Source organism: Butyrivibrio sp. LB2008 (assembly GCF_000621565.1).
Taxonomy (GTDB): Bacteria; Bacillota; Clostridia; order Lachnospirales; family Lachnospiraceae; genus Butyrivibrio.
This window is the reverse complement of record NZ_JHXZ01000022.1, coordinates 35,879-57,110: the sequence shown is the minus strand read 5'-3', so window position 1 is coordinate 57,110 and position 21,232 is coordinate 35,879. Positions and strand designations below refer to the sequence as shown.

Genomic DNA, 21,232 nt, shown 5'->3' with positions numbered 1-21,232 from the left:
AATATCATCCCTTATAAATTGATTCCCTTATTTTTTAGTATCGATATTCCTTGTTCATATGAAACAAACTCAATCATTTCTTCAGGTTCAAATTCTATTTCAAACTTATCTTCAAGCGCCGCCATAAGCTTCATATGCCCAATAGAATCCCATTGCTCAGTATCTTCCCTTTTAAAACTCGCAACACTATTCTTATCAGCTTCAAAAGCTTCAACAAATGCATTTATATATTTCTCCAAATTATCCATTATCCCACCTCCCTATTAGCCGTTTCATCTGTTCAGCAATCTGATAATCGCATATACCAGCCTGCTGCCATATGTACTTTCTTGATCCCGGATAATAAATCTCATCACGCATCCCCAATCTCACAATCCTTATTCCGCAACCTTTCTCGGCTAAATATTCTGAAACCGCCGTTCCAAGCCCTCCAATAATATTGTGTTCTTCAACAACAAAAATCATTCTATATTTTTGTATAACTATATCTAAGTATTCTGTATCAAGCGGCTTTACTGTATGAACATCAGCAACTGCTGCACCTATTCCGTTCTCTTTCAATAAATCTGCTGCCTTTAAAGATTCATTCACCATGCTCCCATGTGATAAAATCAGCGCATCCTCTCCGTCTTTCAAAACGATTGTTTTCCCTAATGAATACTCATAATCTTTCTCATAAACTATAGGATCATCTCTTACTCCACTAAGCCTTACATACATTGGTCCTTTGGTCTTTCCACTTTCTATCCCTACTTTATATGCTTCAAGATTATCCGAAGGACATACTACTTTCATATTGGGCAAGCACCTTGTCATTGCAATATCCTCCGTGGACCAATGTGATATTCCAAGATCTTCCATCGAGTATCCCGCATTAATTCCAACAATTATCAGATTTAATCCCAAAACCGAAGCATTATGCCTAACCTGTTCCATTGCTCTTAATACAACAAACGAAGCGTAAGTTACCACATACACTTTAGCACCTTGTAGTGCAAGCCCCGCAGCTATTCCAATCATATCTTGCTCTGCTATTCCAACATTTATTACTCTATCCGGAAACAGTTCTTTGACTTTAGATAATCCGCTATATCTACAAACATCAGCAACAAGAATATAAACATCAGAATCGTCACTCATGACTTCCTTTAACGCAAGTCCCAAAAAACTTCCACTACTTCCAATCTTTCTCATTGTCTTTATAGTAAGTTCATCAATATGCACCGTTTTTCCCCTTGCCATACACATTTTCTATTTCTGATATTGCATCTTCATATAACTTATCTGTCACAATTCCTCTATGCCATGCCGCAACATTTTCCGCATAAGAAACCCCTTTACCCTTTACCGTATTTGCTACTAATACAAATGGTTTTACAAACTTATTGCTATTGATACCCTTTATAAGTTGCTCAATATTGTTACCATCTTCAATCTCTTCACATTCCCATCCAAAAGCTTCAAATTTTGCTTTCAAATTGCCTAAAGACATAATATCTTCAGTTTTCCCATCACTCGATAAATGATTTCTGTCAACAATTGCTATCAAATTATTCAGTTTATAATGTGAAGCAGCCATAAACGCTTCCCATACCGCTCCCTCATCAAGTTCACCATCTCCAATTAGTGTATATACTTTATAAGCTTTTTGTTTTCGCTTTGCATCAAGCGCTACACCAACTGCAACCGGTAAAGCCATTCCCAATGAACAACATGAGTATTCTAATCCTAATTCAACATTTATTTGATGTCCCGCAAGTCTGTTTCCATCCACAGAACAATTATCCAAATCAGACTCTGACAAAAATCCCACTTCACATAACGCCGCATATTCCGCCAATCTCCCATGCTCTTTGCCTGCAATGAATCTGTCACGATTTTCCCAATATGGATTATCAACATCATATTTCAATATTTCTCCATATAAAACCGCATATATTTCAACAGCCGACAATGCGCCTCCTAAGTGAGCTCCTTTTTTTCCGGCATCATGTGCCATTTTTAGTACAATGCACCTCATGTTAAATGCCATTTTTTCAAGACATTTTATATCTGACACTATTTCACCCTGCCTCCATCAACCCTAATAATATGCCCACTAATATAACTTGCTTTATCAGATAATAAAAACATAACTATATCAGCAATTTCATCCGGATTTGCTTTTCTATGAATATTCATATTTGAAATAACCTTTTCTATTTCCACTTCATTACCTTTGTTAATATCCGTATCTGTAATTCCAGGTGCTACACCGTTAACAACGATCCCAAATGGTGCCAGCTCCCTTGACATTGTTTCCGTTGCCCAGTTAAGTGCATTTTTTGAAGCACCGTAGGCGAATGTCCCAATATTATGTTCAAATCCACTTGCAGAAGAAATATTTATTATTTTCCCACCACCATTTCTAATCATATTCTTTGCTAAAAGTTGGATCAGTCTTATTGGAGAATAGTAATTCACTTGAAATACATTCTTCATATCTTCTGCACTTGTCATCAAAAAACTATTTCTATAATTTATTCCTGCACAATTAATCAAATAATCAATCGCGTTTTTGTCCAAAAGAACTGTGCTGGCTGCTGTCCGGATACTATTCTCACTTGAAAGATCACAAAAAACATGCTTTATCCATACGCCATTTTCTTTTTCAAGCTTTTCAATATATTCAGAGAACTCCTCGGACCATGTCCTGCAAAGACACCATACATTTATTTTCTCTAATGCCAGCTTTTCAAGAATTTTCTTTCCTATACCTTTAGATGCTCCTGTTAAAACAGCATTTTTAACTTTGTCCATACAAAATCCACTCATCCATAATTGTTCCTGTCCATTTCGTTCCAAGTCTTTCGTGATATTGTAAAGAAGCTGTATTATTCTGCTCAACCCACGAACACATGAGTATTCCTTTTTGGCATATGAGTTTAAGCTGATCAACCATTAACATTGAAGCTAAGCCATAAACTCCTTTATACCTTTCAGCAACTCCAATCCAGCCATATGATTTATTTCCCTGCATAATAAGATGTCTTGCCGCTTGAATACTTCCTTTTGCATCAATTACGCAGGTCAACAATCCTTTTTCTGAATCAAAAACAAGTTCATCCGCAGAAAAGAAAGGTTGTTGATAAAACGGAATTTCTTTGATTGCATCCCTGAAGGCTAGCAACTCAGGCATCAGATTACGATGTACCTTCATCATCTTAAAACCTTCTTTCTCCATTATTCGCCTACTAATTTTTTCAGCTGGCAACAATTTTTCTAATACATTATTGGGATTTTCAAGAATAGCGTGCCTTAACACCCCTTCCTTTTTAAACCCGCTTTTTTCAAGGCTTATATCCATCTGGCATATATGATCTTTTTTCCTATCCGACTTATATATATTCTGTATAAGAATGGGTTTCTCATGCCTATCTATTTCAAATTTATTTACATCATCAATATAGTAATATCCCTGAAAAAAGCGTTCTTCATCTGAAAGAAACACTAACCCGCATTCCAATTTTTCTATCCATAGCCGCTTTAGATTAATGTATCTTTTCACAGCATCAGGAAACATGTAATCATTTGTCTTTAATCTTCCACGTTCAGCCTTTTCTTTTCTTATAATTTCGTAATAATCATCAAGGCTTTCAACCAGCCTCATCCCTACTCCTCCATTACTTTCTTTATTATTTTTTCTATTGTATCCAAAGAGTAAAAATTTTCAGGTATGATTTCTTCTACTGGGAAGTCAATATCAAAAACATCTCCAACTTCAGAGACAAACTCTATAACATCAAATGAATCAAGTAGTCCTCCTTCTATCAGATCTGTAGATTTTTCAATATCCAATTCCGGTTTTAATTCCTTAAAAATATCAATTATTTTCCCCCGTACATTCTCCATTTCTGTCTTCCTCCTGTTGTTTTTCTTCTTTTCTCTTTATGATTGTTGTTGCAATTAAACCAATCACACCGCCTGTGACAGCAATAATAATTGCAACTAAATATATAATGTTTCTAAGCCTCTCTTTTTGAAGTTCTTTTACTCGCTCATACGAATTTTCAGCAACTATATCTATATGCTCAAATTCCTGCTCAACTTCTTGCTGATTCTGCAAGTCATCTAGAAACATACTCCTTACATATCCATCGTAATCTTTGTAATGAACATAAGACCAATTACCATCATCGCTGATTCTAACTACAGTCATCCCCTCTTCTAACTCAAAAAGATTTTCTGCATTATATACTTTGTCTTTTTTGATTACTGTTGCAGTATTAACTACGGCAAGATTCAGTGGTGTAGTTTCCTCTTTTGCATTAGCAGTAACCATATAAAAACACGATAGAAATAAAAAAATAAACAAATACATATTCACCCAAACTATTGATTTGCCTCTTCTCACTGTAATCCCCTCTACTCTTTCTGATATAAATCAATAAGTTTTTTTCTATCGTATTTTCCATTAGGATTAATTGGAATTGCTCTAAGCTTTACTATCTCATCCGGTTGCATATACTTAATTAACTTATGTTTCGATTCATTAATTACCCCTTCTTCAGGCAATTCTCCCGAATAAAACAGTATCAATTTTTGCTTGTTACTAACATAAATGCATACACAATCTTCAACTCCATCGATTGCTGACATATTACTTTCTATTTCTCCAAGTTCAATCCTATATCCCATTTTTTTTATCTGAAAATCTTTTCTTGAAACATAGATAAGTAACCCCTCTTCATTGATGTATCCAAGATCTCCTGTTCTATATATTTTTTCAGGGAATCGCTTATTTAACGGATTTTGACAGAATACTTCTTTGGTTTTCTCAGGCATGTCTATATACCCACTTGCCAAAAAAGCCCCTCTAAAGCATATCTCTCCTTCTTCGTTTATCTTCGCCAGTTCATTTTTATCATTAAGCACAATACAGTCACAATTCACAAATGGTCTACCTATTGGCAAAGATTCATTATCCTCATATCTTCTATCAACAATATAATAGGTACCAGTATCTGTTATCTCAGTTGGCCCATATAAATTTGCAAACAAACAATTTTGCAAATTATCCATCCAATAATTCAAAAATTTTACAGGCATTACTTCACCTGCAAACAACACTCTTTTCAGATACTCAGGTTTAACAACTTTAAAAGTCTTGACTTTAGCAACAAAACTAAGCGCTGTTGGAACCCAATATATCGAGTTTACCTGCTTGTCATTCAAATATTCAATTAATTTTACAGGGAAACTAAAGAAACTCTTAGGTATTACAACATATGTTCCGCCCACCGCTATAGTGGTAAAAACATCTAAAATTGACATACTAAAATAAAGTGGAGTTTGACTTCCAAATATTACCGATTCATCAAACTTAAAAGTAGTAATTATTGAATCAATGTAACTTATAACTGAATTGTGAGAAACTACCGTTCCTTTCGGAACACCTGTAGACCCCGATGTATATAGAACATATGCCGGATCCGCATCAATGCTCTTGTTAACAGAATCGTACACTAATTCATCATCAAAAATATTTTTTATAATGTCTTCAATTAAAGCAATTTTAAAAGTACCTTCACAATCAGTCCTTAATTTCTCATAATTATCCGAATCAGTCACTATAACTTTGGGATTAAGCGAAGAAAAAATCGCATTCAAACGCTCTTTTGGGGATTCCACATCCAGCACGCTATAATAACAAGCTGAATACAGCGTTCCAAACATAGCAATTAGACACTCTATACCCTTAGGCATAAAAATAGCTATCGAATCTTTACAGAAACCTTCATTTATAAAGTAGTTTCCGAAACATTTAGATTTATCTATGAATTCTGAATAAGATATCTGATTGTCTTTTTCAACAAATACATATTTATCAGGATTATTCTTAGCACTTTCTTCCAGTAATCTTATAATGTTATTCAAAGCTGCCCCCCAAGTCAGTCTTAAATTTTTATGTAAAGGGCTGTCTCACAGCCCTTTACATATATTATGTCATCACTTCATGTGCCAAAACTTAATTCAAATTATTTATATGCAAGTGCAAATGCATTATTTCCAGGAATTGCATCGAACGTAACTGTATTTGGATCATCATCTAAATCTTTCAGGATGACAATCTTTCCTCCCGGCATTACAGCAATAAGGAAATATTCTTTACCCGGAATCAATGCACTATTGGGAATTCCCAGCACCATTGGAATAGTTCCTGTTGTTCCCGGAACATATTTACCTTTTTCAAGATACCCGGCATACATATTGATAACAGATACCAATGTTCCTGAGTATGCTTCAAGAGCACCATTTATACTCTGCATTGCAAGATAGCTTTTCTTTTTGTCTGTATCAAAAACCATAATATAAGGCTTCTGATCACCAGTAAGTCCCATTGACTGAGAAACAGTTGAAATGGGTGCAACAACAGCTATTCCCTTTACACTCCTTGCAGCATATATTCCATTCACTGAAGTTTTTACAACTTTTCCCCCCACATTTATCGGTGCATTTGCAACAAATACGTCGCTCAATGCAACAGATGTTTCCGAACTACTTGATTCTGATTTCTCATCAGATGAAGATGTACTTGATTTAGATGTTTCTTCAGACTTGGTTACTTCCTCTGAAGCGGGCGCATCTGAGCCACCAGAACCATCAACAGCGTAAGAAGTAACTGTTGAAGCTACCATCATGGACGCTGCCAATAAAACTGCCATAGCTTTCCTATTCATAAAACACCTCCTGTATCTTCGTTTTTTGTGAATATTCCTTGGCTTAATATCCACATTCTCAGCTTTATATCGCCAACCTTTTCTCGATATAAAGAACATCTATTAACATGATACCTCTCAAAAAAACATTTTGCAACACTTTAAGTGTTTACTTTTCACACCATTTGTGTTGCTTAGTTATACAAAATAGGCGGAGGGGTGTTTGTGTATGATAAATGGATTAAGCGAGAAATTAAAGACTCTAAGAAAACAATATAAATTATCTCAAAAAGAAGTAGCAAAAGCCTTAGATGTTTCGCCATCTATTATTTCAGGATACGAAACAGGCGAAAGAGCTCCAAGCCTTGAAAACCTTGTATCGCTCTCTTACTTATACAGATGTTCAACTGATTATTTGTTGGGAAAAGAAAAAAATATCTCTTTTGAACAGATTGATACCAGCAAACTCACAGCTCTGCAAATAAAACTCATATCAGATTTTGTAGACACAATTGAATGATAAAGGCGCCATCCTCAACATAAGGATGACGCCTGTTCTTATACTGACTTTTTCATCTCTTCTTACCCCTTCATCAGATCAAAGATACTGATCTGATTGGAGTCGGGAATATCGCCAAGGAGCCCCATGTCGGCCATCTTGTCGATAACTGCCTGAGGGCACTTTGTTCTTTGTTTAAAATCGTCCTTTGAGAGGAACGGACCGTCTTTAGCTGCTTCGACAATCTGATCGGCGGCTTTTTCACCCATTCCGTCTATGCTGTTAAGCGCCGGCATGATCTTGTCTCCGATAACCTGAAACTCTCTGGACTTGGCCTTAAAGATATCGATTGGAAGGAACTCTATTCCTCTCTCGTACATCTCTTCCACAAGTCTCATATCACCATACTCAGCCTGCTGTGCATTTGAAAGCTCATCTTTCCTGTTTTTGTAGTCATTCATAATGGCATGAAGGTGATTCTCTCCCTGGCACATATGCTCGTAGTTAAAGGCTTTCGCTCTTATACTGAACCACGCAGCATAGAATGCCTGCGGAACATAAACCTTAAAGTACGCGATTCTCCAAGCCATCATAACGTATGCGGCCGCGTGAGCCTTCGGGAACATGTACTTGATCTTTTTACAGGACCAGATGTACCAGTCGGGAACTCCCGCCGCTATCATGGCTTCTTCCATCTCAGGCTTAAGACCTTTCCCCTTACGCACAGACTCCATGGTCTTGAAGGAAAGAGACTTATCCATGCCCTTCTGAATAAGATAGATCATGATATCGTCTCGACAGCAGATACAGGTATCGATTGTCGCCTTACCCTCCTGAATAAGAGTCTGCGCATTTCCAAGCCAAACGTCCGTACCGTGTGAAAGTCCCGAAATCCTTATAAGGTGGGACAACGAGGTAGGTTTGGCGTCGATAACCATCTGCATGGCAAAGTCAGTACCAAACTCGGGAAGGCCGAGGCACCCAAGCTTCGTTCCTCCGAGCTGCTCAGGCGTAACACCGAGTGCAGTCGTATTCATAAACAGGCTCATTACATTCTTATCATCCAAAGGAACGAGCTTGGGATCAAGTCCCGTACAATCCTGCAAAAATCTTATCATCGTAGGATCATCGTGTCCCAGAATATCGAGCTTAAGCAGGTTGTGGTCGATCGAGTGATAATCGTAATGTGTCGTTATTGTTGCGGTTGTCATATCATTTGCGGGATGCTGAACAGGACAAAATGAGTTGATATCCTCTCCAACCGGCAAAACGATGATTCCGCCGGGGTGCTGACCCGTACCTCTTCTGATACCGGTACATCCCTGAACGATTCTGTTTATCTCGCACTTTCTCTTACTGGAACCTATAGCATCGTAATATTTCTTTACGAAACCGTAAGCTGTCTTATCGGCAAGAGACGCGATAGTTCCTGCTCTGAACGTCTGTCCGTAGCCAAAGATAACCTCTGTATACTTATGAGCCTTGGACTGATACTCACCCGAGAAGTTAAGGTCGATATCAGGCTCCTTGTCTCCCTTAAATCCAAGGAATGTCTCAAACGGGATATCAAATCCGTCCTTGTACAAAAGAGCTCCGCACTTAGGGCATCTCTTATCAGGCATGTCACATCCGGAATTACCGCCGTATTTAAGCACATCTTCCGAATCAAAATCGCTGTATTTGCACTTAGGACACACATAATGCGGGCTAAGCGAATTAACTTCCGTAATTCCCGAAGTAAAGGCAACGAAAGAAGATCCTACAGATCCACGCGATCCAACGAGGTATCCGTCCTCATTAGACTTCCAAACCAGTTTCTGAGCAATGATATACATAACCGCAAAACCGTTCTTGATAATTGAATTAAGCTCTCTTTCAAGACGCTCCTGAACAATCTCGGGAAGATTGTCTCCGTAGATCTCATGCGCCTTGTCATAACAAATTTTCGTAAGGATCTCATCACTGTTTTCAATGACGGGCGCGCACTTATCAGGTCTTACAGGCGATATGCTGTCGCACATATCAAGGATCATCCTGGTATTGTCTATTACGATCTCTTTTGCCTTATCTCCGCCCAGATAGTCAAACTCAGCCATCATCTCATCTGTCGTTCTAAGGAAAAGAGGTGATTCTTCCTCATCATTCATTCCCTTTCCCGCCATGATGATAGTCCTGTATATCTCATCCTCAGGATTTAAAAAGTGCGCATCACAAGTAGCGACTACAGGCTTATTAAACTGCTCGCCGAGTCTCACTATCTCTTTATTTATATTCTTGATATCTTCTTCACTGTTTATATCTTCATATCTCTCGGAGTCGATCATAAAGCGGTTGTTCGCTATCGGCTGTATCTCAAGATAGTCATAGAAATCAACAAGCCTTGCTATCTCTTCGGGCGGCCTTCCCTCAACCACAGCCCCGTAGAGTTCGCCCGCACAGCAGGCACTTCCGACGATCAGCCCTTCCCTGTGCTTTATAAGTTCGCTCTTTGGAACAAGAGGAAATCTCCTGAAATAGTCAACATGAGACTCACTTACAAGAGTATACAGATTAACCCTTCCGAGAGTATTCTTTGCAAGAATAATGCAATGATTGGGGCGAAGATGCCTTATCATCTCTTTTGTGGGCTTTCCTAGTATATTTACATCAGTAAGCGTCTCCGCCTTCTGCTCTTTTAGCATAGGCACGAATTTATTGAATATAAGCGCCGTACACTCCGCATCATCAACAGCTCTGTGGTGATGCTCAAGCACAACTCCCAAAGTCTTTGCGACAGCATCAAGCGTATGTTTTGCCTGAAGCGGGAAAAAGTATCTTGAAAGCCACAGCGTATCAACCGTTGTATAGTCAACATCAAGCCCCAGTTCCTTACAGTTCTGGTTGATAAAGCTTATATCAAATCCAACGTTATGTCCTACAAGAACCGCATCCTTACAAAACTCAACAAACTGCGGTATTATAACCTCTCTCGTCGGCGCATCAATAACCATATCATCCGTGATACTTGTAAGCTTGGTGATCCTGTACGGAATCGGAACCTCAGGATTTATGAACTCAGAGAATCTCTCAAGTATCTCTCCGTTTCTTACCTTAACGGCACCGATCTCGATTATCTTATTCTTAATAGGCGAAAAACCTGTCGTCTCAATATCAAATACAACGAAGGTCGTATCCTCGATAGGCTGCCCCTTGTCATTTACAACTATCTCTTTAAGATCGTCGACAACGTAAGCTTCCACACCAAGAATCAGTTTAAAGAAATCCTGCCTCTCTATAGGCGGCTCTCCCGCCTCTTTTCTTCTCTTTTTTTCGGCAGAATATAAATCTTCCCAAACGTGATTGGCATCTGTGAGTGCCTGTACTACGCCGTGGTCCGTAATGGCAATTCCGGGCATCCCCCACTTATAAGCCTGCTTAACTATGTCTTTAACTTCGGAAACACCGTCCATATCGCTCATCTTGGTATGGCAGTGAAGCTCAACTCGCTTTACCTCCGCTCTGTCAACACGCTTAGTCGTAAAGTCGGGAATCTTCTTAACTCCGGCAACCGACTGTATCGAAAGCTCGTGATCGAACTTATCGACCGCAGCAATACCCTTGATCTTAAGGAACGCTCCCATCTTGATATCCTTGGTTATCTCAGGAACATCCTCTGTCTTTACGAACATTTTTACCGTGATAGAATCGGTAAAGTCTGTTATATCAAAGATAAGAATACTCTTTTCGTTTCTTATATCTCTCTTATCATAAAGGATCACCTTGCCGTGAACGCAAACTTCTCCCAGCTCTCCGACAAGATCCGAAAGCTTCATTGTCTCATCGTCAAAGTCTCTTCCAAATACAACATCAGGATTATCCGACCTCTTGAAGCTTCCGCCAAAATCTCTCTTTCCGCTCCATTTGCCCTTTGAAAATCCGCCTTCTTTGCCGACCGGCTTTCCGGAAGGCTTCTCCACTGCAGCCTTCTTTGCCGAAGCTGCAGCCTCTTTTGCTGCTTCCTGCTCTTCTTTCTGCTTTTTCTTTTCCTCGGCCTTTTGCTCAACATCTTCAAGCTTCTTGGCCATCTTGGCAGATTCAGCGGAGTAATCGGGAGCTTCGGTGCTCTTTTCAACTTCTACAAATTGAGGAGTAATGGACGCAGAAAGACCGCATCTTTCATTGACTATCTTTGAAAGGACTCTGACAAGATCGGGAGCTTTTTTCTGCCCGACAACACTGTCTTCAAGCTGAATGACGATATTTCCGTCCTCGGGATAAACAAACTGCGCAGAACGAAAAAGACTATATTCCATATGGTCATAGTCTTTTAGCTCCAACTCAATACTTTCTTTGTAAATATCAATGAGATTCTTAGGCGTATACTGCGCCGAGAGGGAGAATTTCTCGTAAATCTTGACCGTAAGATCCTGATTTCCGAAAAACTGCTTCTTTATCCCCGTCTCAGTCTTAATAATATCCGCCTTATCAATCAGATTGTTACTGGATATATATATTCTTAAAAAATCCTGCTTTCTTGTTGTCGAAACCTTTTCAACCACGGTCTGTTCCATGATCTCTTTGGTCTTGGCATCAAGTTTAAGCGTAGGAAAAACCTCAAAAAAACTTTTTGACATCTACTCCCTCACCCGGTGTTTGCCGATTCCCCAAAAACTTCTTTCAATCTGCGTTCTGTTCGCAAAATCTTTTTTACTTCCAGTTGTCCAGTTCTTCCTTAAGAACAGCAAGAAGTTCATCTTCTTTAACCTTTTTAATTATCTCGCCCTTCTTGATAAGGAGCCCCTCTCCGATACCACCGGCAATTCCGATATCAGCTTCTTTTGCTTCTCCCGGGCCGTTTACGGGACATCCCATAACAGCAACCTTGATATTAAGATCAGGATAGTTCTGAACGAGCGTCTCTGTCTGATTTGCAAGTGAGATAAGATCTATCTTGGTTCTTCCGCATGTAGGGCATGAAATAACCTCTATTCCGCCCTCTCTTATTCCAAGAGTGCGAAGAATAGCTTTGGCTGTCTTAATTTCTTCTACAGGGTTACCTGAAAGAGAAACTCTTATTGTATCGCCTATTCCCTGATTTAAGATTATTCCGAGTCCTACCGACGACTTGATGTTTCCTCCCCACAAAGTTCCGGCTTCAGTGATACCGACATGGAGCGGGTAACTGCATTTTTCTGCAAGAAGTTCATGTGCCTTTACGCAGAGCATAACATTAGATGACTTGATACTTACAACCATGTTGTCGTATCCGAGCTCTTCAATTATGCCGATCTTATCAAGGGCACTCTCAACAAGTCCCTGCGCTGTTACACCGTTATATTTTTCTACGAGATCTTTTTCCAAAGAACCACTGTTAACGCCGACTCTTATAGGAATATTTCTCTCTTTTGCGCAGGAAACAACAGCTGCGATGCGGTCTTTTGAACCGATATTTCCGGGATTGATCCTGATCTTATCGGCGCCGTTTTCCATTGCAGCTATAGCCATCTTGTAGTCAAAATGAATGTCCGCAACAAGAGGAATAGAGATCTGTTTCTTTATCTCTTTTACAGCTTCGGCCGCTTCCTGAGTGGGAACTGTACATCTGATGATATCGCATCCCGCTTTTTCAAGCTCATGAATCTGGGCAACCGTTGCCTTAACATCCTCTGTTCTTGTATTTGTCATAGACTGAATGAGAATAGGATTGCCTCCGCCTATCACTCTGTCGCCTATCTTTATAACCTTAGTATTGTCTCTGTATGCCATAATAAGTCTCCTTCAAAAAATCATCTGGTAAACTTGGTAATATCATTAAATAATACAAATACCATAAGTGCTATGAGAAGTATCATTCCTATCATGTGAACAATGCCTTCTTTTTCGGGAGGAACGGGCTTTCCGAAAATAACTTCTATAAACTGAAATACAAGTCTTCCCCCGTCAAGAGCCGGTAACGGAAGGAGATTCATTACTCCAAGGTTTACCGACAAAAGAACCGTAAGTGACAACATTGTGAGAATAACCGCAGAAACACCGTACGGCTTAACTTCTTCATAAGTATCATCAACAATCTTAACCATTCCGACAGGTCCAGAAACATCATCCTTGGAAAGCTTACCCTTTACAAGGAGCGCAAGGCTTCTGTAAGTTGCCTTGAAATTGTATCTGACCATGTACCATGCATATTTTAAAGATGCAGGTCCCTTGATATCCTCATATTCTCCGAGGTAAACGCCCATGTAATAGCGCTTATCCTCATCGCTGTACTTTGGAGTAAGAACTGTTTTCTTAACTTCGCCGTTTCTCTCATAGACGATATCCATAGGTGAGCCTTCGGCAAACTGAGAAATCAGCATTACTTCGGATGCCATATAGACCTTCTCGCCATCGATGCTTATGATCCTGTCTCCAGCATCCATTCCTGCTTCCAAAGCAGCCGAATCATCTGTAAGAGCATTTATTGTGGGCATATCCCACGGTGAAAAAGTAACCAAAACAACCGCCAAAATATAGGCTATTATAAAATTCGCAAAAGGTCCTCCGAACAATGTCGCTATTCTGCGCCACACAGGTGCATACAAAAATGAATGCTCGTCATATCCTTCTTTTTCCTCAGCAACAGGATCCATGCCGTCAAACACGCACGCACCGCCTATGGGAAGAAGCTTTATGCTGTATAATGTATCTCCCTTTTGCTTTTTCCAGATCGTCGGTCCCATTCCGACAAAAAACTCGTTTACACGTATCCCTCCGAACTTAGCGATTATAAAATGTCCGAATTCATGCGAAGTTACCAAAACTCCGAATATTATAAAAAATATAATTACACTGGCTATCATTTTTTATCCTCAAATCCCATATTTACCGCCAAGGAAATCATAAACTTCCTTCTCGGCATCAAGTATCTGTGCCACATCAGGGTTCTCAATCTTGTTATGATGTGTCATTGCCTCTTCTATCATATCGTATATTTCAAGATACTTTATATCCCCCTTTAAGAATCTGCGAACCGCCATCTCGTTTGCGGCATTAAATACAGTAGGCATGCTGCCTCCCGCATATGCAGAATCAAAAGCAAGCTTAAGTCCTCTGAAAGTATCCGTATCGGGCTTTTCAAATGACAAAGTACCAAGCTCAAAAAGATCCAGTCTCTTTTCCGCCATAGGACGTCTGTCCGGGTAAAAAAGTGCATACTGAATCGGAAGTTTCATATCAGGCACTCCAAGCTGCGCAATAACAGCTCCGTCAACATACTGAACAGCGCTGTGAACTATGCTCTGAGGATGTACCAGAACCTCAATATTATCAAGGCTGACATCAAAGAGCCATCTTGCCTCCATGACTTCAAGTCCCTTATTTACAAGAGATGATGAATCTATCGTCACCTTAGGGCCCATATCCCAGTTAGGATGCTTTAACGCATCAGCCGCTGTCATCGCAGCAAGTTCTTCTCTCTTCTTTCCTCTAAAAGGCCCGCCGCTTGCGGTAAGAAGAATCTTCTCAACCTTATCCTTAGGCTGTCCCACAAGAGACTGGAAAATCGCACTGTGCTCACTGTCAACGGGAAGAATCTGTACATTCTTCTCCTTAGCAAGAGGCATGATGATATGTCCCGCACAAACAAGAGTCTCTTTGTTCGCAAGAGCTATATCTTTTCCGCACTCAATAGCCTTAATGGTCGGTCTTATTCCAATCATTCCGACAACTGCGGTAAGAACGGTATCGGCTTCCGGCACCGATACGATTTCCAAAAGGCCGTCCATTCCGGACATAACCTTGATACCTGTATCGGCTATCTTTTCCTGAAGCTCTTTAGCTGCTTCAGTGTCAAACATGCAGACATACTTAGGTTTAAATTCCCTGACCTGCTGCTCTACATCGCTTACCCTCTTATTTGCCGCAAGTCCGACAACCTTAAGCTCATCCTTATTGTTTCTAACAACGTCAAGCGTCTGAGTTCCAATGGATCCGGTGGATCCCAGTAATACTATACTACGCATCTTTTCTCTCTATTCTCCCAATACAAAAAAGATTTTCTATTACAAAAAGAGCATTTCGCTATCAAATAATAAAGAGCCGCTTCAGTTACTGCCTGCGACTCTCTAATGTCTTGCCTTATAACAAACGGTATAACACCGCAGCCAAAAAATATACACATGGTATCACAAAGATAACGCTGTCAAAGCGATCCATGATACCGCCGTGTCCCGGAATAACATTTCCGTAATCTTTGATTTTGTGGTCTCTCTTAATACCTGATGCAAGAAGATCACCAAGTTGTCCGATAATACTTCCCACAAAAGTAATAATGATCATAACGATAAGGAATTTGATATCATGTATCTTTTTAAGATAAACAACATATCCTATCACAAATCCCACTATTACCGAGCCAAGAACGCCACCGACTGCGCCTTCCACAGTCTTCTTCGGCGAAAGCTCAGGTGCAAGCTTATGCTTGCCGAAAGTTCTTCCCGCAAAGTAAGCACATGTATCACTTACCCATGCAATAAACGGTACCCACGCAAAAATCCATCCGTTATCGGGACGTATCCTGAGCAGATACACAAAAGACATGTTCACAGGTGCATATACAAAACTAAAAAATGCCGACATTGCCTTTGTCGAATTAAACTTAGGAAATGTCAAAACATAACATGCCATTATCAGGAAAAAAGCAAACATCAAAGAAAAAATATAATATCTGTAATCTCTTAGCAGTATCATTTGAAGATAATGTACCACTATCGATATATATCCGCATGTCTCAAGCGGATTAACTTTGGAACCGGAGTCATGAACTCCGGTAGCTTTTGTAAGTTCGTTATAACTGACAAGCGAAACAACAAACAGAACTCCTGCCAGAAAATAGCCCCCTGAAATCAGAACCGCCGCAAGTACAGCTGCGATCACAATTCCACTAATCACTCTCTCTTTCAATACACTAACCCCGCCTATTCACTCAATTTCATTTAGGATCTTAAATCTGATCCTGCTTGAGACCGCCGAATTTACGGTTTCTGTTTCCGTATGCTTCTACTGCCTTTTCAAGTTCAGCCTTATTAAAATCAGGCCAAGCAACGGGAGTAAAATAAAACTCCGTATATGCAAGCTGCCATAACAAGAAGTTTGATACGCGCTGTTCATTACAGGTCCTGATCAAAAGATCCGGATCCGGCATATACTCAGTATCAAGATTGGAAGCTATCATATCTTCTGTGATCTCACCGGGCTCAAGTTTGCCCGCTTTTACCTTATCTGCAAGTTTAATAAAGGATCTTCTGATCTCATCTCTGCTTCCGTAATTGATGGCAATAGTAAACGTAAGGCCGGTGTTTTCGGCTGTTGCATTCTCAAGATTCTCGATTGCCTCGATGATATCTTTTGCAAGAAGACTTCTGTCGCCGATAACACGACATCTTACATTGTTCTTCATAGACTTCTTTATACTTGTCTTAAGGTAATTACGAAGGAGCATCATGAGGGCAGAAACCTCTGCCTCAGGACGACTCCAGTTTTCTGTTGAAAAAGCATATACCGTGAGATACTTTATACCCATATCCTTGGCATCATACAAAATATCCTCAACAGCCTTTGCTCCCTGCAGATGTCCGGCATTTCTGGGAAGCCCCTTTGCCTTGGCCCATCTTCCGTTTCCGTCCAGAATTATCGCAACATGTGCGGGTATATTTTTATTTTCTTCCATAACAACTATCCTATTTAGCGGAAATCAGACTGTCATGATTTCCTTGTTCTTATCTTCTACAGCGGCATCAATATCCTTGATGAACTTATCTGTTACTTTCTGAAGCTCATCATTAAGATCGTTGATCTCATCCTCAGATACATCAGAGCCCTTAAGCTTCTTGAGTGCATCATTGCCGTCACGTCTTACATTTCTGACTGCAACCTTTGCATCCTCACCCTTCTTGCGAATATCCTTTGCAAGCTGTTTTCTTCTCTCCTCTGTAAGCTCAGGGAAAACAAGTCTTATTACAGCTCCGTCATTGCTCGGTGTGATTCCGAGATCTGATGTCATGATTGCTTTCTCGATATCCTTGATAAGTGTCTTATCCCAAGGTGCGATCTGGATGATACGGGCTTCGGGAACTGAAACGTTACCAACCTGCTGAATAGGTGTAGGTGTTCCGTAATAATCTACTTTTATCTTATCAAGCACATGGGGGTTGGCTCTTCCTGCGCGGATAGAAGCCAGCTCTTCCTTGAGAAAATCGAATGATTTCTGCATCTTATCGTTGTATTCTTTAATTCTTTCGTTCATAAATATGCCTCCATTAATTAAGTACCCAAAACGTCAAACAGTAACAGTCGTACCGTTAAATTTGCCGTCGGCGGCGTTTACAATGCTTTTTTCCTCCTGAAGAGCAAATACTCTCATAGGAATCTTGTTGTCTCTTACCATTATTGAAGCTGTCATATCGACAACCTGCAAGTTCTTGGCAATAACTTCGTCGATAGAAACCTCAGTATATTTCTTTGCATCGGGATTTGTGGCAGGATCGCTGTCATATACACCGTCAATTGCCTTTGCAAGCAAGATGCAATCAGCCTCTACCTCTATTGCGCGAAGAGCAACTCCTGTATCTGTTGAGAAATAAGGATGTCCCGTACCTCCCGCAAAAAATACAACCATTCCCTTAGCAAAGTACTTGTTTGCTCTGTCTTTGGAAAAGAGCTTGGTAAATGAGCCGCACTCAAAAGGAGTAAGTATATTTGTCATCATTCCTTCACTTCTGAAAATCTCAGAAACATAGATGCAGTTCATTATGGTTGCAAGCATACCTATCTGATCCGCTTTAACACGGTCGATATTTTCGCTGGTTCTTCCTCTCCAGAAATTACCGCCTCCGATAACAATTCCAACCTCGGTTCCTTTCTCGGTAAGTTCTTTAACCTGAAGGGCAACCTTTCTGACAGTTTCTTCGTCAAATCCTGTCTTCTTGTCACCTGCGAGTGCTTCACCACTAAGTTTTAATAATATTCTCATAATCTCTCCATATGCTTTAATTACTTATGCATTCTTGAACATGAAGTTCAAGAATGCATCAACCAAGCCAATTTAAATCGACTCCGTCGATAAGGCTTGATTGACTCCTGACTCATTTTCTCACGAAATCCGCAGCAGGTGCGGATTTCTGTAATTTCTTTTTAGAAGTCATCTATTCTTAAGTCCCTCGAAGAACTCTGAAGGATTTACATCAGCATATGCCTGTGAGCACATACCTTCAATAACAGCACCGTTATTGATCTGTACTGACTGAGACTTGATATTACCCATAACAATGGCTGTTGTATCAAGAACAACCGGTCCGTGAACGTCGATATCACCCTTTACAGCTCCTGCAATAACTGCGCTTGAGCCAAAGATATTACCAACGATAACAGTGCTCTGTCCAACCTTAACGCTGCCCTTACTCTTAACCTCACCTGTGATTCTTGCTGACTCGGCATAAATCTCTGCCGCATCCGAATCACCTACGATCTCACCTGTAACATTGAGTTTTCCAAGACATTTAACGTTACCATTAATCTTACCGATAAGATCAAGAGAGCCTGTTGTCTGCAAATCTCCTGTAAGTACCATTCCTTCTGTAATGCTGGCTGTTTCATCTGTAGGTGTCTGCTGATCAAATTCCATAGTTTCTTCTCCCCCGTTATTAGTATTTTTATCTGTAGCATTGCTCTCCGCAATGTACTCATCGATATTAGAATTATTGATAGCCTCAAGCGCGCTCATCGGCTCACCTGCCTTTACCTCTGATGTTGTCTGTGCCTCAATAAGCTGCTCAAGCGCACGCTCTTCACTTACTGTTTCAGCCTGTTCGTCAGAAGCCCCTTCATTTGTATTTTCATTATCGGAAGTTTCGTTATCAGCAGATTCCTCTTCGGAAGCCTCTACCGACACTGCCTCTCCCGTTTCTTCAGAATTATCAAGAGTCTGCTCCGACTCTTCAGATAAACCCTCTTCCTCGTTCACCACATCATCAAGCTTGATTTCATCAAGACGATCAAGCATACTGTCAAGATCCACATCTTCAGGTCTAACAGTTTCCCCATCAACACTTTCCTTATCAAGAACCCTTGTCTCATCAGCCTTATCATCAGGCATGAGAGTGTTAACTGCTTGGGATAAATCGCTCTTTAGCTCAGAAAAAAATCCCATTGTTTCTCCTCCGTTCACTTTTTCTTGTTAATACTTTTATTTGATATGTTGAACCGGTAACGTATTATCTGTTATCGGAACTATCACGGTATCATCCATAGCCTTGATATCTCTTATGATATCAGGCAAAGCGTCAACGGTACTACGCTTGTCTGCAGCGTCATGCATTAACACGATGCAGTGTTTAAATTTTGGGACATTATCTACTATATTAGCATAAATCGACTCTTTGGTGTTGCCCGCTTTGTCATCTTTCGCAGAAATATTCCAGTCATAGAAAGTGGCATCGGTACCTTCCAAAAAGTTCTCAAGCTCCTTGATATCAACCTTACTTACGGCATTGGAACTTCCTCCGGGAAATCTGTAATACTTTGCCCAGACGCCCGTGGTCTCATACAAAAATATTCTTAGCTTATCGAAATCCTCTTTAAATGAATCAAGGGATGCGTAAATATCACTGTATTTGTGGCTGTAAGAGTGCATTCCAAGTGTATGTCCCTCTTCTACAATTCTCTTGTAGGCATTGACATACTTGGCATCAGGTTTACCGCACACAAAGAAAGTGGCCTTTACATCATTCTCTTTTAAAATATCCAATATCTCTTCGGTATAAATACTCGGACCGTCATCGAAAGTAAGATATACATATCTTGTACCCTCGATGTCTTCGGGATTTTGAGCTCCACTGGTATCGACATCGGCATAGTCCTGTTCAAAGCCTCCCGTCTCAGCTCCCAGATCGCTTCCTGCAGCTCCTGCTGCATCTTCATCCGGTTGCATTGCGGAAAGAATTGAAAGTTCACTACCGTATCTTTGTCTATACCATTCAAGATCCGCAGTGCTCTGTTTATACTTGGCATTTAACCTGTCATACCTAACGGAAAGAATAATACAGATACACGTCGGGATTAGACACGCCGCCACAACAGTTATAACAATACCTCTGCGAAGGCGTTTAATCTTTTTACTATATGTTTTCTTTTTGCGATTCCCATCCAACATCCGTGTGTCTCTTTCATACCGTAAATGTATAACCAGTGAATAGTATAGCATATAAACGCCGCGGCAAAAAGAAAAAAATAAGGCTATTTCGTGGTGCAAACTGCATAGTAGCGTTACGATTTAATGCTATCCACTACTATGCCACTGCCTCGAAGGGGAATTGATGGATTCGCTTAGATTCTTGGCATTGCAGCATGTGCCCTGAAAAGGCTATGACTCAAAAACTCCGATCTTCCGGCTGATCGCCGAAAGATGCGTCAAACAGTTTGAGTCATAAACAGCCTTTTCAGGGCACATGCTGCAACGCTCAAGAATCTAAAGCTCATCCAAAAATTCCCCTTCGAGGCAGTGGCAAAGAGCGGAAGGCTAAATCGCACCTAACTTATCTACTAAATGCAGATAGAAAATTCTTTATATATTTTTTATATAGTAATCTATAGCTTCTTCACCGTTCTCAATCTCAAATATCACTCTATTTTCTAAATCTATTGCAGAAAAATCACTGAACATTTCGTTCTCAAAATAGATATAAAAAAATTCTTTGATATCAATTACGATAACCTCATACCATTTACTTCCTCCTCCAAAGCCAGGAATCAACCACTTAATGTTTCTATTATTTAATTTCAAATTTTCATATAAATAATCTACATATTCATAAGGATTATCAAAATACTCTGTTGTATACGATTTACTATACTCAAGCCTCCTAATTTCATCCAAGGCATTGATGAAAACTTTATCAACATCATCTCTTTCTTTTGTATTTAAAATCCTTATACAGTCTAGATTACTGTATTTTTGATATATTTTTTTATCTGTTATCTCCTGTTTTTTTCTTCTTATATTTTCATTCATAATTATCCCTTT

21 protein-coding genes are annotated in these 21,232 nt (G+C 39.9%); 1 reads left to right on the top strand and 20 read right to left on the bottom strand.

Features of this window, described 5'->3' with window-relative positions; all coding sequences use genetic code 11:
* Positions 1-11: 11 nt before the first annotated feature.
* From T356_RS0108710 to T356_RS0108670, 9 genes are all read right to left on the bottom strand, one after another.
* Positions 12-248 carry a hypothetical protein gene (locus tag T356_RS0108710; protein WP_026514168.1) on the bottom strand — a complete coding sequence of 79 codons (237 nt, stop codon included), beginning with the start codon at positions 246-248 and terminating at the stop codon, positions 12-14.
* Complete coding sequence (locus tag T356_RS0108705; RefSeq protein ID WP_197020896.1) at positions 241-1,242, bottom strand: transketolase family protein; 1,002 nt, start codon at positions 1,240-1,242, stop codon at positions 241-243. Before T356_RS0108705 ends, T356_RS0108710 begins: the two co-directional genes overlap by 8 nt.
* Entirely contained in the window at positions 1,214-2,059 is an 846-nt protein-coding gene (locus T356_RS0108700) for a transketolase (RefSeq protein ID WP_197020895.1), read from the bottom strand. Before T356_RS0108700 ends, T356_RS0108705 begins: the two co-directional genes overlap by 29 nt.
* On the bottom strand, positions 2,059-2,799 hold the full coding sequence (locus T356_RS0108695) for an SDR family NAD(P)-dependent oxidoreductase (RefSeq protein ID WP_026514165.1): 741 nt from the start codon (positions 2,797-2,799) through the stop codon (positions 2,059-2,061). Before T356_RS0108695 ends, T356_RS0108700 begins: the two co-directional genes overlap by 1 nt.
* Positions 2,786-3,649, bottom strand: a complete 864-nt coding sequence (locus T356_RS0108690) for a hypothetical protein (RefSeq protein WP_026514164.1) — start codon at positions 3,647-3,649, stop codon at positions 2,786-2,788. Before T356_RS0108690 ends, T356_RS0108695 begins: the two co-directional genes overlap by 14 nt.
* Positions 3,650-3,651: 2 nt before the next feature.
* Positions 3,652-3,891 (bottom strand): phosphopantetheine-binding protein, encoded by a 240-nt coding sequence (locus T356_RS0108685; protein WP_026514163.1) that lies wholly within the window; start codon positions 3,889-3,891, stop codon positions 3,652-3,654.
* Positions 3,863-4,393, bottom strand: coding sequence for a hypothetical protein (locus T356_RS0108680; protein WP_026514162.1), 531 nt, complete (start codon positions 4,391-4,393; stop codon positions 3,863-3,865). Before T356_RS0108680 ends, T356_RS0108685 begins: the two co-directional genes overlap by 29 nt.
* An 11-nt stretch (positions 4,394-4,404) precedes the next feature.
* A complete protein-coding gene (locus T356_RS0108675) occupies positions 4,405-5,916 on the bottom strand; it encodes an amino acid adenylation domain-containing protein (protein ID WP_026514161.1) in 1,512 nt (503 codons plus the stop codon).
* Between the two features lie 101 nt (positions 5,917-6,017).
* Positions 6,018-6,719 carry a hypothetical protein gene (locus T356_RS0108670; RefSeq protein ID WP_026514160.1) on the bottom strand — a complete coding sequence of 234 codons (702 nt, stop codon included), beginning with the start codon at positions 6,717-6,719 and terminating at the stop codon, positions 6,018-6,020.
* Positions 6,720-6,927: 208 nt separating this feature from the next.
* Here T356_RS0108670 and T356_RS0108665 point away from each other — a divergent pair, with 208 nt between their 5' ends.
* Entirely contained in the window at positions 6,928-7,218 is a 291-nt protein-coding gene (locus tag T356_RS0108665) for a helix-turn-helix domain-containing protein (protein ID WP_026514159.1), read from the top strand.
* Between the two features lie 62 nt (positions 7,219-7,280).
* On the opposite strand, the gene T356_RS18915 is transcribed toward T356_RS0108665, so the two are convergent.
* From T356_RS18915 to T356_RS0108605, 11 genes are all read right to left on the bottom strand, one after another.
* On the bottom strand, positions 7,281-11,810 hold the full coding sequence (locus T356_RS18915; protein ID WP_035780812.1) for a PolC-type DNA polymerase III: 4,530 nt from the start codon (positions 11,808-11,810) through the stop codon (positions 7,281-7,283).
* Positions 11,811-11,883: 73 nt separating this feature from the next.
* A complete protein-coding gene (gene ispG, locus T356_RS0108650; RefSeq protein WP_026514158.1) occupies positions 11,884-12,942 on the bottom strand; it encodes a flavodoxin-dependent (E)-4-hydroxy-3-methylbut-2-enyl-diphosphate synthase in 1,059 nt (352 codons plus the stop codon).
* A 20-nt stretch (positions 12,943-12,962) separates the two neighbouring features.
* The gene (gene rseP / locus T356_RS0108645; RefSeq protein ID WP_026514157.1) at positions 12,963-14,015 is read right to left on the bottom strand and encodes an RIP metalloprotease RseP; all 1,053 of its coding nucleotides are present in this window, start codon (positions 14,013-14,015) and stop codon (positions 12,963-12,965) included.
* 9 nt (positions 14,016-14,024) lie between these two features.
* Positions 14,025-15,176 (bottom strand): 1-deoxy-D-xylulose-5-phosphate reductoisomerase, encoded by a 1,152-nt coding sequence (locus T356_RS0108640; RefSeq protein ID WP_026514156.1) that lies wholly within the window; start codon positions 15,174-15,176, stop codon positions 14,025-14,027.
* Positions 15,177-15,291: 115 nt separating this feature from the next.
* Positions 15,292-16,116: a phosphatidate cytidylyltransferase gene (locus tag T356_RS0108635; protein WP_026514155.1), complete on the bottom strand. Its 825-nt coding sequence runs from the start codon at positions 16,114-16,116 to the stop codon at positions 15,292-15,294.
* A 40-nt stretch (positions 16,117-16,156) separates the two neighbouring features.
* Positions 16,157-16,882: an isoprenyl transferase gene (locus T356_RS0108630; protein ID WP_026514154.1), complete on the bottom strand. Its 726-nt coding sequence runs from the start codon at positions 16,880-16,882 to the stop codon at positions 16,157-16,159.
* 24 nt (positions 16,883-16,906) lie between these two features.
* On the bottom strand, positions 16,907-17,458 hold the full coding sequence (gene frr / locus T356_RS0108625) for a ribosome recycling factor (RefSeq protein WP_026514153.1): 552 nt from the start codon (positions 17,456-17,458) through the stop codon (positions 16,907-16,909).
* 33 nt (positions 17,459-17,491) lie between these two features.
* Positions 17,492-18,184 (bottom strand): UMP kinase, encoded by a 693-nt coding sequence (gene pyrH / locus T356_RS0108620; protein ID WP_035780807.1) that lies wholly within the window; start codon positions 18,182-18,184, stop codon positions 17,492-17,494.
* Between the two features lie 168 nt (positions 18,185-18,352).
* The gene (locus tag T356_RS21525) at positions 18,353-19,360 is read right to left on the bottom strand and encodes a polymer-forming cytoskeletal protein (protein WP_026514151.1); all 1,008 of its coding nucleotides are present in this window, start codon (positions 19,358-19,360) and stop codon (positions 18,353-18,355) included.
* A 36-nt stretch (positions 19,361-19,396) separates the two neighbouring features.
* Positions 19,397-20,362, bottom strand: coding sequence for a polysaccharide deacetylase family protein (locus T356_RS0108610; protein ID WP_026514150.1), 966 nt, complete (start codon positions 20,360-20,362; stop codon positions 19,397-19,399).
* 411 nt (positions 20,363-20,773) lie between these two features.
* Complete coding sequence (locus tag T356_RS0108605; RefSeq protein ID WP_026514149.1) at positions 20,774-21,220, bottom strand: hypothetical protein; 447 nt, start codon at positions 21,218-21,220, stop codon at positions 20,774-20,776.
* Positions 21,221-21,232: the final 12 nt, after the last annotated feature.